At 64.5% G+C, this 16,163-nt stretch carries 16 protein-coding genes; 2 read left to right on the top strand and 14 right to left on the bottom strand.

The annotated features are described in order from the left end of the window. Positions 1 to 28: 28 nt before the first annotated feature. The 8 genes from K6301_RS12870 to K6301_RS12835 all read right to left on the bottom strand — a co-directional run bounded on the left by K6301_RS12870 (position 29) and on the right by K6301_RS12835 (position 8,497). Positions 29 to 1,060, bottom strand: a complete 1,032-nt coding sequence (locus K6301_RS12870; RefSeq protein ID WP_247217466.1) for an ABC transporter permease — start codon at positions 1,058 to 1,060, stop codon at positions 29 to 31. After that, on the bottom strand, positions 1,060 to 2,583 hold the full coding sequence (locus K6301_RS12865) for a sugar ABC transporter ATP-binding protein (RefSeq protein ID WP_247217464.1): 1,524 nt from the start codon (positions 2,581 to 2,583) through the stop codon (positions 1,060 to 1,062). Before K6301_RS12865 ends, K6301_RS12870 begins: the two co-directional genes overlap by 1 nt. A 227-nt stretch (positions 2,584 to 2,810) precedes the next feature. Then, positions 2,811 to 3,533 (bottom strand): ABC transporter ATP-binding protein, encoded by a 723-nt coding sequence (locus K6301_RS12860; RefSeq protein ID WP_247217462.1) that lies wholly within the window; start codon positions 3,531 to 3,533, stop codon positions 2,811 to 2,813. A 1-nt stretch (position 3,534) separates the two neighbouring features. Beyond that, positions 3,535 to 4,296 carry an ABC transporter ATP-binding protein gene (locus K6301_RS12855; RefSeq protein ID WP_247220611.1) on the bottom strand — a complete coding sequence of 254 codons (762 nt, stop codon included), beginning with the start codon at positions 4,294 to 4,296 and terminating at the stop codon, positions 3,535 to 3,537. A gap of 2 nt (positions 4,297 to 4,298) precedes the next feature. Next, entirely contained in the window at positions 4,299 to 5,273 is a 975-nt protein-coding gene (locus K6301_RS12850; RefSeq protein WP_247217460.1) for a branched-chain amino acid ABC transporter permease, read from the bottom strand. Next, positions 5,270 to 6,148: a branched-chain amino acid ABC transporter permease gene (locus K6301_RS12845; RefSeq protein ID WP_247217458.1), complete on the bottom strand. Its 879-nt coding sequence runs from the start codon at positions 6,146 to 6,148 to the stop codon at positions 5,270 to 5,272. The genes K6301_RS12850 and K6301_RS12845 overlap by 4 nt, the downstream gene beginning before the upstream one ends. Positions 6,149 to 6,242: 94 nt before the next feature. Beyond that, a complete protein-coding gene (locus K6301_RS12840; protein ID WP_247217456.1) occupies positions 6,243 to 7,370 on the bottom strand; it encodes an ABC transporter substrate-binding protein in 1,128 nt (375 codons plus the stop codon). A gap of 227 nt (positions 7,371 to 7,597) precedes the next feature. After that, positions 7,598 to 8,497, bottom strand: a complete 900-nt coding sequence (locus tag K6301_RS12835) for an NAD-dependent epimerase/dehydratase family protein (protein WP_247217454.1) — start codon at positions 8,495 to 8,497, stop codon at positions 7,598 to 7,600. Between the two features lie 200 nt (positions 8,498 to 8,697). On the opposite strand from K6301_RS12835, the gene K6301_RS12830 reads away from it, so the two are divergent. Further along, a complete protein-coding gene (locus K6301_RS12830; protein WP_247217452.1) occupies positions 8,698 to 9,756 on the top strand; it encodes a Gfo/Idh/MocA family protein in 1,059 nt (352 codons plus the stop codon). Between the two features lie 30 nt (positions 9,757 to 9,786). Here K6301_RS12830 and K6301_RS12825 read toward each other — a convergent pair whose 3' ends face one another. Next, complete coding sequence (locus K6301_RS12825) at positions 9,787 to 11,691, bottom strand: bifunctional sugar phosphate isomerase/epimerase/4-hydroxyphenylpyruvate dioxygenase family protein (protein ID WP_247220610.1); 1,905 nt, start codon at positions 11,689 to 11,691, stop codon at positions 9,787 to 9,789. 113 nt (positions 11,692 to 11,804) lie between these two features. On the opposite strand from K6301_RS12825, the gene K6301_RS12820 reads away from it, so the two are divergent. Beyond that, entirely contained in the window at positions 11,805 to 12,485 is a 681-nt protein-coding gene (locus tag K6301_RS12820; RefSeq protein WP_247220609.1) for a TetR/AcrR family transcriptional regulator, read from the top strand. A 6-nt stretch (positions 12,486 to 12,491) separates the two neighbouring features. Here K6301_RS12820 and K6301_RS12815 read toward each other — a convergent pair whose 3' ends face one another. Genes K6301_RS12815 through pcaD form a run of 5 tightly spaced genes read right to left on the bottom strand, consistent with a single transcriptional unit; the run spans position 12,492 to position 16,140 of the window. Beyond that, entirely contained in the window at positions 12,492 to 13,559 is a 1,068-nt protein-coding gene (locus K6301_RS12815; RefSeq protein WP_247217449.1) for a 3-carboxy-cis,cis-muconate cycloisomerase, read from the bottom strand. A 2-nt stretch (positions 13,560 to 13,561) separates the two neighbouring features. Then, positions 13,562 to 14,182 carry a protocatechuate 3,4-dioxygenase subunit alpha gene (gene pcaG, locus K6301_RS12810; protein WP_247217447.1) on the bottom strand — a complete coding sequence of 207 codons (621 nt, stop codon included), beginning with the start codon at positions 14,180 to 14,182 and terminating at the stop codon, positions 13,562 to 13,564. 1 nt (position 14,183) lies between these two features. Next, a complete protein-coding gene (pcaH, locus tag K6301_RS12805; RefSeq protein ID WP_134652252.1) occupies positions 14,184 to 14,924 on the bottom strand; it encodes a protocatechuate 3,4-dioxygenase subunit beta in 741 nt (246 codons plus the stop codon). Further along, the gene (gene pcaC / locus K6301_RS12800) at positions 14,921 to 15,340 is read right to left on the bottom strand and encodes a 4-carboxymuconolactone decarboxylase (RefSeq protein ID WP_247217445.1); all 420 of its coding nucleotides are present in this window, start codon (positions 15,338 to 15,340) and stop codon (positions 14,921 to 14,923) included. Before pcaC ends, pcaH begins: the two co-directional genes overlap by 4 nt. Continuing rightward, positions 15,337 to 16,140 (bottom strand): 3-oxoadipate enol-lactonase, encoded by an 804-nt coding sequence (pcaD, locus tag K6301_RS12795; RefSeq protein ID WP_247217443.1) that lies wholly within the window; start codon positions 16,138 to 16,140, stop codon positions 15,337 to 15,339. Before pcaD ends, pcaC begins: the two co-directional genes overlap by 4 nt. Positions 16,141 to 16,163: the final 23 nt, after the last annotated feature.

Below are 16,163 nucleotides of genomic sequence, written 5' to 3'. Positions count from 1 at the left end.
ATGTTGAGATGGCAGTGCGGTTGTCGTTTCAGTTTCGGCGATGCGACAGGCTGAAGGTGAGCGCGAGGGCACCGATCAGCACGAGGCCTTTCACGAAATCCTGGATGTAATAGGGGGCGTTGAGCATGGTCAGGCCGTTGAGAAGCACGCCCACGAAGACGGCGCCGACGACCGTGCCGAAGACATTGGGCCTGTTGGCGCCAAGCACCGCGTAGCCGATAAGGCAGGCTGCGACGGCGTCGAGCATCAGGGAGTTGCCGGCACTGACATCGCCGCGGCCGAGGCGGGCGGCAAGCAGGATGCCGCCGAGGGCCGCAAGAACGGACGAGACGATATAGGCGGTGAAGCGGTAGGTCTTCGTCGGCGCGCCCGCCAGATGGGCCGCCCTCGGCGAGCCGCCGACGGCATAGAAGACGCGTCCCCAGCGCGTTCTTTCCATGATGAACCAGAAGACCAGCGCGACGACACCAAGCACGATCACCGGAACCGGCACCACGCCGCCGACCCTGTAGCGTCCGAGCGCCAGGAAGAATTCGGTGAAGGAGCCCGTCGCGGCGCTGCCGTCGAGCAGCGCCATGCCGGGAGCGACGGAGCGCCCGCCTGTCGGGATGAGTTGGGCGCCGGCAAGCAGGAACAGCGTGCCGAGTGTCGCCAGCAGATCCGGAACGCGCAGGATGACGATGAGCAGCCCGTTGAACAGGCCGACCAGCACGCCGATCAGCAGCGTGCCGGCGATCGCCTCGAAGGCGGAGCCGTTGAGCACGATGAGAATGTAGGCCGCGGCCATCTGGCTGAGGGCCGCCAGCGCGCCGACCGAGAGATCGAAGCCGCCGATGGCGCAGCTTACCGTGACGCCGATGCCAAGCAGCGCCACGATCGCGACAGCCTGAAGGATGCTGAAGATGTTGGCGACCCTGAGGAACGCCGGCTCGTTCAGCTGGAAGATGATCATCATGGCCGCGAGCAGGACGAAGATGCCCGACTTTATGACGATAGTCTGCCAGGGCCAGCCGGGTGCCGCGCCGGTATGGTCGGGAGAGGACGATGCTGTGATGGACATTAGACTGTTTCCAACTGCGGCTCCGCCGCCGGGGATGATGCAGGGATGGCGGTCTCGGCGGCCGTATCGGCCTGGATTGCGCCGTTTTCGATGGTCAGGATGCGGTCGCCGACTTCCAGCGCCTCTTCGTAGTCGCTGACGAAGACGATCGTCGCGCGTCCGGCACTGCTTGTCCTGATGGCGCGGATGATGTCGTCGCGCGCGCCGACATCGACGCCCTGGAAGGGTTCATCGAGCAGCAGGAGCCGTGCGGGCTCCGCCTGCCAGCGTGCGAGCACCACCTTCTGCTGGTTGCCGCCGGACAGTGCCGTGAGCGGTACGTTGCGCGACTGCGCCTTGATGCCGAAGGTGGCGATGGCGTTGTCGGCAACCCTGCCTTCCTGGCGGATGGGGAGCAGGCCGAAGCCGCGCCAACGGCGCAGAAACGGAAAGCTGATCGTGCCGGCAACCGAGGCGAAGGGCACGGTGGAGGGAAAGAACGATGTCCGCCACCGATCTTCTCCGGCATAAAAGACGCCCGAGGTGATCGACTGGGCGGGTCCGGAAGGCCGCCACGGCTGGTCTTCCAACCACATTTGCCCCTCTGCAAGAGGCCACAGCCCGAAGATCGCGCCGGCAAGCGCGCTCTTGCCGGAGCCAAGCGGGCCGGTGATGGCGATGATCTCGCCGGCACCGACATCGAGGTCGAAGCTGGCTTCGCGCTTTCTCAGGCGGGCATTCCTGATCCGGAAAATCGGTGGTCCGTCGCTCGTCGCCCGTGGCCGCGCCGCCGGCAGGTCGTGACCGATCATGGCGCGAATGGCCGCATTGATCTCGATAGGGCGTTCGAAGCTTGCCGAAATGCGGCCGTCCCGCAGGACGACGACACGGTCGGCAAGACGGCGTATATCGGCGGTCTTGTGGGACACATAGATGATGGCGACCCCGCTTGCGCGCAGCCCTTCGATAACGCGGAAGAGCTTTTCCGTTTCACCTGCGGAGAGGCTGGCGGTCGGTTCGTCGAACAGCATGACGGTCGGGCGATGGCTGACGGCACGCGCTATCGCGATCAGTTGCTGGTCGGCCAGCGACACGTCGGCGAGTTGCGCATCGAGGTCGATGTCCAGGCCGATCCGTTCGGCCCGCTCCTGCGCGCGGCGGCGCACATTGGCGGGCGTGGCCACCAGCGGCCCCGCGCCGGTGCAGAAGAGATCCAGCAGCAGATTTTCCGCGACGCTGAGCGTCGGGACACCGACATCGGCGATCGACTGGTGAACGGCGACGATGCCGCGTTCCTGCGCCTGCGCGGGAGATGCGATATCGACAGAGCGGCCCTCGATTTCGATCGCGCCGGAATCCGCCCGCTGAATGCCGCAGAGGATTTTGATGAGCGTCGACTTGCCTGCGCCATTGGCGCCCATCAACGCGACGATTTCCCCGGCATGCACATCCAGATCGACCGAACTCAGCGCTCGGGTCGGGCCGTAGGACTTGTTGACCGAGCGCAACCGCAAAGCGGGCGGGACAGGCCGCGATGCCGTCATTCTCGAACTCCCTTCAGGGCGTATAGACTTTAGTCAAACCTAAAAGGAGCGCGCAGCCGGGATAAGAAACAATCTACTAATTTTATATATAATAGTGATTTTAGCTTGCGCGTACTACGGGGTTCGCTCGTTTCTCGTCACAAATCGCGAAGCGTCCGCGCCGAAATCAGAAGGCCCGGCAGGGTGATCCTGCCGGGCCTTTCACGCGTCGCGCCTGCGGAGGAGCGTCAGGCGGCGTCCTCGATGTGGCCGCCGAGGAAAAGCTGGCCCACCCGAGGATCCTTCAAAAGCGCATCGGCCTTGTCGAACATGCGTGTCTGGCCGAGTTCGAGCACGAGGCCGTAGTCGGACATCGCGAGCGCCGCCTTGGCGTTCTGCTCGACCATGAGGATGGTCACGCCCTGGTCACGCAGGCGGATGAGCGTCTGGAACACCTCCTGCACGAGATTGGGCGACAGGCCGATGGAGGGCTCGTCGATGAGGATCAGCTTGGGGTCGAGCAGCAGGGCGCGGGCGATCTCCAGCTGCTTCTGCTGGCCGCCGGACAGCTCGATCGCCTTCTGGTCCTTGCGCTCGCGTAACATCGGGAACTGGTCCATGACCTCTTCCATGCGGCGCTTCACCTTGGTCTGGTCTTTCGACGTTATCCCGCCGAGTTCGAGATTGTGCAGCACGGAAAGCTGCGGCACGACATTGCGACCCTGCGGCACGTAGGTGACGCCGCGGGCGATCATCTCGGCCGGCGACTTGCGCGTGACGGTCTCGCCGTCGAGCAGGATTTCGCCGGACTGGATGTTGAGCAGGCCGAAAATCGCCTTGAACACGGTGGACTTGCCCGCCCCGTTGGGGCCGATCACCGTGGTGATGGATGCCTTGGGAATGGTGAAAGAGGTGCCGTTGAGAATGGTGATCCGGCCGTAGCCGCCGGTGATGGTCTTCAGCTCCAGCATGTCAGCCTCCGAGATAAGCGTCGATGACCATCTGGTTCGACCGGATCTCGTCCGGGCTCCCCTCGGCGATGATCTCGCCCTGCGCCAGCACGATGATGCGCGTGCACAGCGACATCACGAACTCCATGTTGTGTTCGATGACGACGAAGGTCGTGCCGTGTTCGCGGTTATAGGTGATCAGCCGTTCCTTGAGGTGGCCGAGCATGGTGAGGTTCACGCCGCCGGCCGGCTCGTCGAGAAGGACGATGCCGGGGCCGGCCATGAAGGCCATGGCGGCGTCGACGAGCTTCTGTTGGCCGTAGGAGAGCGATCCCGCCGCCGTATCGCGGTAGGGCGTCAGGCGGAAGAACTCGATCAGCTGCTCGGCTTTTTCCGTGAGCCCCGCATCGGATTTGCCGAAGAGGCGCGAGAGCATCGAGCCCTCGTGTTCCTGCCCGGCAAGGATGACATTGTCGAGCACCGACATTTTCGGGAAGACCGAAAGCTGCTGGAAGGTGCGTCCGACGCCCATCAGGGAAAGGTCTGCGGGGCGCACGCCGTCGGTCGACCGACCTTCGATCTCGCAATGGCCTTCCGTTGGGCGCAGCTGGCCAAGGATGCAGTTGAACAGCGTCGACTTGCCGGAGCCGTTGGGGCCGATCAGGCCGAGGATCTCGCCGCGTTGGACATCGAAACTCACGCCGTTGACCGCGCGGATGCCGCCGAACTGCTTGGAAATATTGCGGACCGAAAGAATGGGGCCGTCGTGTTGCCTGGTGTGCATGTTCACAGCTGGACTCCCTGTTTGAGATCGCGACGGGCTTCGTGTTTCGGCTTCAGCTTCTCGAACAGCTTCTGCCCGAGGCCGATCAGGCCGTTCGGCGAATAGACCATGAGGACGATCACGAGGAAGGCGTAGATGATGAGGTAGTAGCCCTCGGTGAAGCGCAGCACTTCTGGCAGCAGGATGACCACCGCGGCCCCCAGCATCGGCCCGAAGAAGAAGCCTGCGCCACCGACGACGACCATGAGAAGCAGCTTCAGCGAATGCGTGAGGGCGAAGCTCGAAGGTTCGATGAACTGCACCAGCGGCGACTGGAGCGCGCCGGCGAGGCCACCGAAGGCCGAGCCGATGGCGAAGGCGAGCAGCGTCTGGCGGCGTACCTTCAGGCCGAGGCTTTCGGCGCGGATCGGGTTCTCGCGCAAGGCCTTGAAGGCGCGCCCCCAGGGCGAGCGCAGGATCCACCACATCGCGAAGGCGGCGATCAGGAAACAGACCAGCGAGAAGTAGTAGAAGGCGAGGTTGCTGTCCGTCGAGAAGCCGAAGAAGGACGGGCGCTCCATGCCGCTGAGGCCGAAGGAGCCGCCGGTAATGTCTTCCTCGTTGCGCAGCACGAGAAACAGCAAGGTGTTGAAGGCAAGCGTGACGAAGGCGAGGAAGTGATGCTGGACGCGCAGCGCCGGGTAACCGAGCAGCAGGCCGACGGCAAAGCTGGAGAGGATCGAGGCGATGACCGCCACGCCCCAGTGCATGCCGGCAAGCGTCATCAGCGCGGTGATATAGGCGCCGATGCCCATGAAGGCGGCCTGCGCCAGGCTGACCTGGCCGGCATAGCCGAGCGTCAGGTTCAGGCCCATGGCGGCGATGGAAAACAGGAGCCACGAGCAAAGCGTGTAGACGATGTAGTTGCCCTGGCCGATGGGCGCCAGGATGAGGGCCGCGACGCCGGCAAGCAGAAGAAGGGGGCGAAGACGGGTCATACGGTTCTCCCTTCCGGAGTGCCGAGCAGGCCCTGCGGGCGCAGCAGAATGATGACGATGAGCAGGATGAGCGGCATGGCCGAGCGATACTGGGCGGAGATGTAGACGGCCGAGAGATTGTCGATGACGCCGATCAGCAGTCCGCCGACGAGAGCGCCGCGGATCTGGTTGAACCCTCCGACGATGGCCGCGATGAAGGCGACGAGGCCGAGCGTTTCACCGTTCGAGAATTTCGCCAGATAGATCGGCGAGATGAGGACCGAGGCGATGGTGGCGAGCGTCGCGTTGATCAGGAACGTGTAGAGCACCATGCGCTTGACGTTGACGCCGAGGATTTCGGCGACGGCCGGATTCTGCGCGCTCGCCTGCATGCAGCGGCCCGTGCGGGTGCGGCTGAGGAAGAGCTGTAGGCCGCCGATGGCGAGCATGGAGACGACGAGATTGCCGATATCTTGCAGGGAAACGCTGGCGCCTGCGATGTGATAGACATCCTGCGGGAAGATGGCGGGGAAGGGCTGGGCGGTCGCGCCGTAGAATTCCTTCACGCTCTCCTTCATCAGAAGGCCGAGCGCGATCGTGGCGATGACCAGCGGCAGCGTGCCGTGCGGCAGCATGGGCTCGACGATCAGGCGCTTGAAGGCGACGCCGAGGATGAGGAGCGACAGCACCAGCGCGAGGATGACGGATGTCCACAACGGCAGGCCGAGCATGGTCATGCCGATGAGGACGAAGAAGGCCGGCAGCATGACGAATTCGCCCTGGGCGAAGTTGATCGTCTGCGACGCCTGCCAGAGCAGCGTGAAGCCGACGGCGGCAAGCGCGTAGATGGAACCTGCGGCGAGGCCGGAGATCAGGATTTGGAGAAGCTCGGCCATGATGAAGTCCTCAAGGGCTGGTGGTCGGCTTGGCGATGTTGGATAGGTATGCCGGCGGCGGAATGCACCGCCGGCCAGGAACCGGTCGGGCCGGTCAGTTCGCGGGCAGGATGGCCTCGACGACCTGCTTGCCGTTCTCGACCTTCACGAAGAAGCTCTCGCGCGACATTTCACCCGTTTCGTCCCAGCTCACATCCAGGAGGACGCCAGGATATTCGGCAGCTTTGAGGGTGAGGCCATGCATTTTTTCGGCAATGGCCTTGCTGTCCGGCGATCCGACCATTTCGGTGACGTATTTCAGCGTCCAGGCGGCGGTGTAGCCCTTGATGGCATTATGGTCCGGCGTGTACTTGAACTTGGTCTTGAAGCGCTCGACCATGTCCTTCAGGGCCGGGACATCGGCGTCCGGCGTCAGGCCGACATGGCCCATGGCGCCGTTCGCGGCATCGCCGGCAAGCTCGATCACCTTGTGGCCGATCAGGGTGGTTTCGCCGATCAGCGGCTTTTCGATACCCTGCTTGCGGGCCTCGCGCAGGAAGCGCGCGCTTTCTTCCTCGGTGTAGTAGACGAAGAAGGCATCGGCACCGGAATTCTTCAGCTTCAGCACGTCGGCGGAGAAATCGGCCTGGGCCTGTTCGGAGGGAACGTCCACGACGATCTCGAGGCCGGCCTTGGCCGCTTCGTCGATGAAGGCCTGATGGCCGCCCTTGCCGAACTCGGTGTTGGCCCAGGCGACGCCGACCTTCTTCACACCCATTTTCTCGACCATGTACTTCACCATCTTCGGCACGCCCTTCTGGGAGCCGAAGGCGGTGCGGAAGATGTAGGGATTGCCCTTGGCGGTGATGGAGGGCGCCTCGGAACCGGTGAACTGCGGAATGCCATACTGCTTGGCGACGATCATGTTCACGACGGTCGAAGACGAGAAGACGGTGCCCATGATGGCGTAGACTTCGTCATCGATCGCCTTCTGGACCATGGCGCGGGAAACCTGCGGATCGGTCTGGCTGTCATATTCGATGACGCTGACCGGCTCCTTGAGGATGCCGCCCTGGGCATTGATCTCCTCGAAGCCCATTTTCACGCCATCGCGGAAATTCGTGCCGGCGGCGGCGCCGGGGCCGGACAGCTCGACGATCGAGCCGACCTTGAGATCTGCGAGCGCGGGTGCAGCACCAAGCGCCAGCACCATTGCCGTTGCGGAAAGCAGTTTCTTGATCATCGTGTTCCTCCCTTGAATGATCATATGCCGAAAATCCGAAAGCGCACCCGAATGGTTCGTTTTCGAAACGCAGTCTCCAGGTCTCCTCCCCGGCAGGCCGCGATTTGCCTATTCTTGCCTTACCTTCTCTCTATATCCGCACACGGCGGTTCGTCTTGTCCGACAGGCGGTCGTCTTGATGATTGACAAGACCATGCCATCGGTGGCGGGGAAATGGACGATGGGGATTAAACATTGGACGATTCCACGGCCGCTGCGCCCGTCAGTTCGGCAAGCGACAGGCGGATGCCGGTCTTGATATCGGTGATCGGCTGAGCACCAAGCGCGGCCGGAACCGGGTCCGAGGCGAGGTCGGCGGGGATACGCAATGGCGGCCCGTCGATGGTGATGTCCGACCAGCCCGACTGCTGCGACAGCTCGGTCACGAAGTCATCCATTTCGGCGGTATCGCCGGCCATCGTGAGCGCGGTCGCGCCCGTCAGCGGCGCGGTCATCGCTGCGGTGAGCAGCCGGGCGACGTCATCGACGAAAACGAACCCGACACGGCCGGAAAAGCGGATTTGCGCCGGTTTGCGGTGCGCAGCCGCGGCAAGAGCGATCGACGGGCCGGCGGCGATGCCCGCGCTGATGCCCGGCCCGTAGACGATATAGGGACGCAGGCCCAGGCTCGGCACGCCATGGTCGAGGAAGAAGGCGCGGGCCGCGCCTTCCACCGCAAGCTTGGTCGCACCGTAGATGGTCATGGGCTTCGGATGGATGGCGTCTTCCGGACCGAACACGCCGGCCGTCGAGAGATAGGCAACCGGCAGGCGGCGGGCCTTTGCCGCCTCGAAGACATTGAGGCTGCCGATGAGATTGACGCGCGCACCGAGCACCGGGTCGCGGGCGCAGTCCACCGTCATCAGCCCCGCGAGATGGACAATTCCATCACAGCCATGCGCTGCCTCGATAACGGATGCGGTGTCCGTTATATCGCCCGCGACGATTTCCGCATCAAGGCCCGGCGGGAGCCGTTCGGGGCGGGGCGCGAGGTCGAAGACCCGCACGGAGTGGCCAGCGGCGGCGAGTGCAGCGGCCGCGCGCAGCCCGACGAAGCCGGTGCCGCCGGTGACGAGAACGCGGCTCACGCCCATATTCCGATGGTTCGGGCGCGGCGCGGCCGGGGCACGTCTGCTGTTTCAAACTGCTGCATGCGGCCTCCTCTTCCGGCAAGCGCGTTTCAGATCTGTCTTGATCATTGCAAAAAATGGAATGACGTTCAATATTAAACTTGAATTCCAATTTATTTTTGTTCTGTTACGTTTCCATCGTGGTCAGGGAGGACCTTATGAGAGAGAAGATCGCCGTAGCGGTTGTCGGTGCGGGCGTCATCGGCAAGACGCATATCGATACGCTGGCGCGCATGGACGGTGTGCAGCTTTCGGCCCTTGTCGATCCAGCACCTGCGGGGCGCGCGCTTGCCGAGGCGCATGGCGTGCCATGCCTGCCCGATGTGAACGCGCTGATCGATTCCGGGCTGGCACAGGCGGCGATCGTCGCAACGCCGAACGAAACGCATCTTCCGGTTTCCGAGGCGCTGATGAAGGCGGGCATCCCGGTCCTGCTGGAAAAGCCCGTTGCCGAGAGCCTTGCCTCCGCGCTGCGGCTTATCACTGTTGCCGAGGAAACCGGCGTGCCGCTCCTCGTCGGCCATCATCGCCGTCACAACCCGATCATCCGCGCCGCGCATGCCGCAATCCATGCCGGCCGGATCGGCGATCTCGTCATGGCGACCGTCACCTGTGCGCTGGCGAAGCCCGCCTCCTACTTTGAAGCGGGATGGCGGCGCGCGCCGGGCGCCGGGGGACCGCTTCTCATCAACCTCGTTCACGAAATCGACCTGATGCGCCATTTCTTCGGCGAGATCGCCACCGTGCAGGCGATTTCCAGCAACGCGCGGCGCGGCTTTGCGGTCGAGGATACGGCAGCGGTGGCGCTGACCTTCAAGCGCGGCGGGCTTGCCACGCTGTGCATTTCCGATGCGGCGACCGGTCCCTGGGCCTGGGACCTCACCGCGGGCGAGAACCTTGTGCGGTTCCCGGCCCATCCGGTCAGCGCGCATCACTATGCCGGCAGCCGCGCCGGGCTCTCCCTGCCCGACCTGACCCTGTGGGAGCCCGACGGCGAACCGGACTGGACGCGAAAGCTCAAGCCGTCCGTCCTGACGGTTGCGGCGGCAGACCCCTACGAGGCGCAGATCGCGCATTTCGCCACGCTGGTCCGCGATGGTGGTGCGCCGCTCGTCTCCGTGCGTGACGCGACCGCAAACCTCATCGTTCTCGATGCCATCCGCGCGGCTGCGGAAAGCGGACGGACGGTCGCGGTCGATCTCTCCGCGCTTGGCTGACGCAGCCGTGGCGTCCGGGCCGCGCATCGCTCAGCTCTTCGGCATGCCTTCGGGGCGCAGGAGGCGCCGTTGGGCGGCGATGCGGAACGGCGCGTTCATCGCGCCGTAGCCGGCATAGGCGCCGCGCCGCTCGACGATCTCGAAGAAGAAGCCTTCGCCGAAGGTACGGCTGTAGATCTGGAAATACTCGCCGTTGTCGTCGCGGTCGTAGAGGATGCTTGCCGCCCGAAGCGCGTCGGAAAATTCCGGCTCGAGGCCGAAGCGGGCTTCGAGATCGTCATAGTAGTTGCGTGAAATCGGCAGCGCCTGGAAACCGCGGGCCTCCAGCTGCTTTGCTGTGGTGAAGATGTCGTTCGTCGCCAGCGCGATGTGCTGGATGCTCGTGCCGAAGCCTTCCGCCAGGAACTTGCCGGCAAAGGTCTTGCGGCTGTCGGCGCCGTTCATCGTCAGCCGGAACGCCGGCTCGGGAACGCTCTCGATGGCCTGGCTGCGCACGAGGCCGCCCGGATCGACCACATCGACCATCGGCGTGCGCCGTGTCGAGAAGATGGACGTATAGAAGAGAAGCCAGGTCAGCATTTCGTCATAGCGCGTCGTCTGCGCCAGATGGTCGATGCGGGTGAGGCCGGCGCTCGCGGCGGTGTCGGATTTCGTGTCGACGGCGACGAACTCGTTGTTCCAGATGCCTGAGAGCGCCGGCGTGTCGTCGAGGAAATAGACCACCCCGTTGCCGACGCCCTGGATGGCGGGCACGGCGGCCTCGCCGGGCTGGCGCGGTTCGGCGAAGGTGGGCGCACCCAGTGCCGCTGCGCGCTTCAGCGCGTCGGCGGCATTCTCGACCTTGATCCCGAAGGCATAGGCGTTGGTGCCGTGCACGGAATAGGAGGCGCTGGCGAAACTGTCGCTGTCCGTGTCGGTGTTGATCACGATGCGGATGTCACCCTGCGTGTAGAGGTCCACGTCGCGGTTGCGGTGACGGGCCGAGCGGGAAAAGCCGAGCGTGGAAAGCAGGGCGGCGAGATCGTCCTTGTCCTCCGCCGCCGTCGTGAACTCGACGAACTCGACACCTTGCGCGTGAATGCGGTCGGGCATGTCGGGTGCCGTGATGGCGATATCGGGCTCCAGCCGCCGAACCTGATCCATGATGTAGACGAGCGAACGATGGCCGTCTTCGGCAAGTGCGCGCGCCGAGCCGCCGCGGAACTGGTCGTTGAAGATCTCGAGCGAGAGCGGGCCGGTATAGCCGGTGGCGGCGACGGCGCGCATGAAGTCGACGACCGGAAGGTCGCCTTCGCCCGGCATATTGCGGAAGTGGCGGCTCCAGTAGAGCAGGTCCATGTCGAACAGCGGCGCGTCGGCCAGCTGCACGATGAAGATCTTGTCGCCGGGGATCGAGCGGATCGAGTTGGGATCGATCTTGCGCGAAAGGGTGTGGAAGCTGTCGAGGATGATGCCGACATTGGCGTGGTCGGCGCGGCGCACCACTTCCCATGCGTCGCGGTGGTCGCTGACATGGCGGCCCCAGGCCAGCGCCTCGTAGCCGACCCGCACGCCGTGGCGCGCGGCGAGGTCGCCGAGCTCGTGGAAGTCGGCCGCGGCGCGGTCGATGCCGCCCAGCGAGATCGGCGAGACGTTCGAGCAGATCAGGATGAGATCGGTGCCGAGCTCGCCCATGATATCGAACTTGCGCTGGGCGCGGTCGAAGGCGCGGGCACGGTGCGGCTCGGGCATGCCCTCGAAATCGCGGAAGGGCTGGAACAGCGTGATGTCGAGCCCGTGATCGGCCGCCATCCGCGCCACTTCGCGCGGCGAGGCATCATAGGTCAGGAAATCGTTCTCGAAGATCTCGACGCCCGTGAAGCCGGCCTTCGCGATGGCCGCAAGCTTTTCGGGAAATTCGCCGCTGATGGAGACAGTGGCGATCGAGGTCTTCATTGCCACGCGAGCCTTGGCTGTGTCGACGGGGGCCATATTGCCTTCCTTTCGGGCGTTATGTACGATTCAGTTAATAATGTGACATGCGCCGGCGTGGCCGGCAATGGATGACGATGAAACAGGCCACCGCGACGCGCGAAAAGAAACAGGCCCGGCAGGCCAAGCGGGATCCTGAAGGCGTGCGTCGCGATATTCTGGCGGTTGCGATGGAGGAATTCTCGCAGAACGGCCTCTCCGGCGCGCGCATCGACGAGATCGCGGCACGCACGCGCACATCCAAGCGCATGATCTACTATTACTTCGGCGACAAGGAGGGCCTGTACCAGCGCGTTCTGGAAGAGGCTTATGCGAAGGTGCGTGGGGGTGAGAGCGAGCTTGAGCTGGAAGGGCTCGATCCTGTCGCGGCGCTGGTGAAGCTCTGTCGCTATACCTTCGACCACCATCGCCGCAATCCGTCCTTCATCCGCATGGTGATGATCGAGAACATCCATCATGGCCGGCACATGCAGCTTTCGGAAAACATCCGGGGACTGAACCGTTTGGCGATCGAGGCGCTGGAAGCCGTGCTGAAGCGCGGGCAGGAGGCCGGCCTGTTCCGCGAGGGGCTCAATCCGCTGGAACTGCACTGGCAGATCAGCGCGCTTTCGTTCTTCAACGTGTCGAATGCCGCCACCTTTTCCTTCCTCTTCGGCGACGCGCTCTTTACGCCTGATGGCCAGGACACGCTGTCCGGCCATGTCGCCGACATGGTGCTGCGCTACGTCAAGGTAGAGCATGGTCGTCCTGGCGCCTAAGCCGCCTCATCCCTCATGCGTTGCGCGCCCCAGCCGGTCGATCTGGCCGAGAAGGCGGATGGCCGTCGAAAGTGCGACGCCCGTCGCCGTCACCATCTGCGGCAGCACGAGCCATTCCAGCGTCCAGGCCGCGCCGGACCGTTCCTGTTCGTGCACAAGCGACTGGTGCATGGCGGAAAGCTGCACGGCGTTGAAGCGCGCGAGCGAGACGAGAAGTTCGGCCGCGACCGGGTTCTGCTTGTGCGGCATGGCGGAGGAACCGCCGCCGCCGGACAGGCGGATATCGCCGCCGACTTCTGCCAGCAGCGCCACATCCTGCCCGAATTTTCCGAGGCTTCCCGAGATGAGCGAGAGGATGCCGGCGAACTCCGCCAGACCGTCGCGCTGGCTGTGCCATTGCGGCCGGTCGGCAAGGTCGAGCCGGCGGGCCAGAGCCGCCCTCACATCCGCACCCTTGCCGCCGAGCTTTTCGAGGGTGCCGGCGGCCCCGCCGAACTGTACGGCAAAGCCTTCGGCGCTGAAATGCGCCAGCCGCTTTGCGCAGCGATCAAGCGGCGCGCGCCAGCTTTGAACCCGGTCCGCGACGGTGATGGGAATGGCCGCCTGCATGCGGGTGTGGCCCATCAGGGCATTTTCGCCGTCGCGCGCCTGAAGGGCGTCGAAGCCAGCGATTGCGGATGCCAGCCTGCCTGCGAGAACGCTTGTCGCGGCCTTCAGCCGGAGGATCAGGCTGGTATCGATGACGTCCTGGCTTGTTGCGCCGAAATGCACGTTTTCGGACGCCGCGCCGCCGACCGTCCGGCGCAACTGCCGCACGAACTCCGGGATCACGACGCCGTCGCTTGCCACCCCGTTTGCCAGAGCGTCCATGTCGGGCGTGAAGTCCGACAGAGCGGAGGCGATGGACGCAGCCGCGTCCCCGGGAATGACGCCGTGCTCGGCCTCGGCGTGTGCCAGCGCCGTCTCGAAACGCAGCATGGCGGCGATATCGGCCGCGGCCGAAAAGAGCGGCACGACCTCGGCGTCGCCCATCAGGCCGGAGAGGAAGGGGTGCTCGAACGGGGTGAGGCTCATCTTCAGATGTCGAAGAACACGGTTTCGCCTTCGCCCTGCAGCCGGATGTCGAAGCGGTAGGTGTTGTCGCCTTCCTTCTTCGCGATCAGCGTCGGGATGCGGTCCTTGTGCTCGATGCGGGCGAGAACCGGATCCTCTGCATTGGCCGCCTCGTCCTCGGGGAAGTACATGCGGGTATGCAGGCCGATATTGATGCCGCGCGCGACGATCCAGAAGGTGATGTGCGGCGCCATCCAGCGGCCGTCCTTGAAGGGCACGCGGCCGGGCTTGATCGTCTCGAACACGAACTCGCCGGTATCCATGTCGCCGGGCGAACGGCCCCAGCCGAGGAAATTCGGATCCGCTTCGCCGCGCGTTTCGCTCGGGCTGTTGTAGAAACCGGCATCGTCCGCCTGCCAGATTTCGACCAGTGCGTCCTTCAGCGCATAACCGCCGCCGTCATAGACGGTGCCGCGGATGGTGACGCGGGTTCCGCGCGTCTCGTCGTTATAGAGTGCGCCGGAACCGAGATCCCTGTCGAAGACGCCGTGAATGCCGACGAAGTTCGGCGTGCAGCCGATATGGACATAGGGACCTGCGGTCTGCGAGGCGCTTTCCCTGATATAGCCGAGCGGTTGAACCATGTCAGTTACCCTCCGGGCGGTTCTCGAAGAAGGTGGAGCGGCGGCCCCGCAGCACGATGTCGAACTTGTAGGCGCGCATGTCCATGGGAATGGTCGCGTTCATGTCGAGCGGGGCGACGAGACGGCGGATCGCATCCTCGTCAGGGACCGTCTTGACGATGGGACAACGCCAGATCAGCGGGTCGCCTTCGAAATACATCTGGGTGATTAGGCGCTGCTGGAAGCCGTGGCCGAAGATCGAGAAGTGGATATGCGCCGGGCGCCAGTCGTTGACGCCGTTCGGCCAAGGATAGGGGCCGGGCTGGATCGTCTTGAACCAGTAGTAACCGGTCTCATCCGTGATAGTGCGCCCGACGCCGCCGAAATTCGGATCGACCGCGGCCAGGTAGGTTTCCTTCTTGTGGCGGTAGCGACCGCCGGCATTGGCCTGCCAGAACTCGACCAGGGCGCCCGGAACACCTGCGCCGCGCTCGTCCAGCACGCGGCCATGCACGAGGATACGCGGGCCGATCGGCATTTCGCCGGGCTTGGCATAGTTCAGGATAAGGTCGTTATCGAGCGGGTTGAGCATGCCGTGGCCGAAAACCGGCCCGGTGATCTCGCTCTTGGTGCCCTCAAGCGAAATCAGCGCGCGCTGCGGGGAACGCAGGATGGAAGTCTTGTACCAGGGCGTGTAGGCCGGCGGGTGGATATCGCGGTCCCGTGCGAAGAAAGGCCCTGTCTCGGGCGGGCGGTTGCTCATTTCACTCCCTCCTTCTCGGTGTTTTCGGCGCGCATGCCGGCAAGCGTCTGCTTGGCGATCTTGAAGGCATGGTTGGCCGCCGGCACGCCGGCATAGATCGCGACATGCATCAGCGCCTCGCGAATGTCTTCCTCCGTGGCGCCGGTATTGGCGGTGGCGCGCACATGCATGGCCACTTCCTCATCCTGCCCAAGCGCGGCCAGAAGCGCGATCGTGACCATCGAGCGCTCGCGCTTGGTCCACTGGCTGCCCGACCAGACGGTGCCCCAGGCCGCTTCGGTGATCAACGTCTGGAACGGCTGGTCGAAGGGCGTCGCATTGGCGCTTGCACGGTCCACATGCGCATCGCCCAGCACGGCGCGCCGGGTCGCCATGCCCTCGGTGTAGCGTTCGGAGGGCTGCGTGGGTTCGGTCATGCTCGATGCTCCGGCAGGGATGTCAGAAAGGCGCGGACGGCGGCGCTGTAGGCGGCCGGCTGCTCGATACAGGGAATATGGCCGCAGCCGGGAATTTCGACGAAGGCGCTGCCGGCAATCAGGCCGGCAAGCGATCTGACCAGTTCGGGCGGGGTGGAGCCGTCCTGATCGCCCACGACGCACAGGGTCGGCACGGCGATCCGTGCGGCGGCCTCGGTATAGTCGGCATCGCGAATGGCCGCGCAGGTTCCGCAATAGCCGTCTACCGGTTGGCGGGCAAGCATGGTGCGGCAGCCGGCATAAAGCGCATTGTCGGCCGTGCGGAACGGCGGGGTGAACCAGCGTTCCATGATCGGGTCGATCATGCCGGAAAGGCCGTTGGCCAGAATGGTGTCGATGCGCGTGTTCCACATGTCGGGCGTGCCGATCTTGTGGGCGGTGTTGGACAGGACCAGCGCCTCTACGATCCCGGGGCGCTTGTCATGCACCGCCTGCGCGATGAGGCCGCCGACGGAAAGGCCCCAGACGATTGCCTTTTCGACCTTCAGGTGGTCGAGAAGGGCGATGAGGTCGTCTGCATGGCGGTCGATCGAATAGGGCGGCGTGCCGGTGCCGGAAAGCCCGTGGCCGCGCTTGTCGTGCAGCACATAGCCGTAATCGTCGCCCAGCGCGTCCATGACCGCATCCCATATGCGGAAATCGGTGCCGAGCGAGTTGATGAAGGCGATGACGGGCTTGCCCTGCGCGATGCCTGCGGTGCGATAGTGGATCGCGGCATCGCCGACGTGCAGAAACTTCATGATGGCGCTCCTCTTGATCCGGG

It is taken from the genome of Shinella oryzae, assembly GCF_023038235.1.
Classification (GTDB): domain Bacteria; phylum Pseudomonadota; class Alphaproteobacteria; order Rhizobiales; family Rhizobiaceae; genus Shinella; species Shinella sumterensis.
Note: the sequence above shows the minus strand (reverse complement) of the source record. Positions and strands in the feature narration are given on the sequence as shown.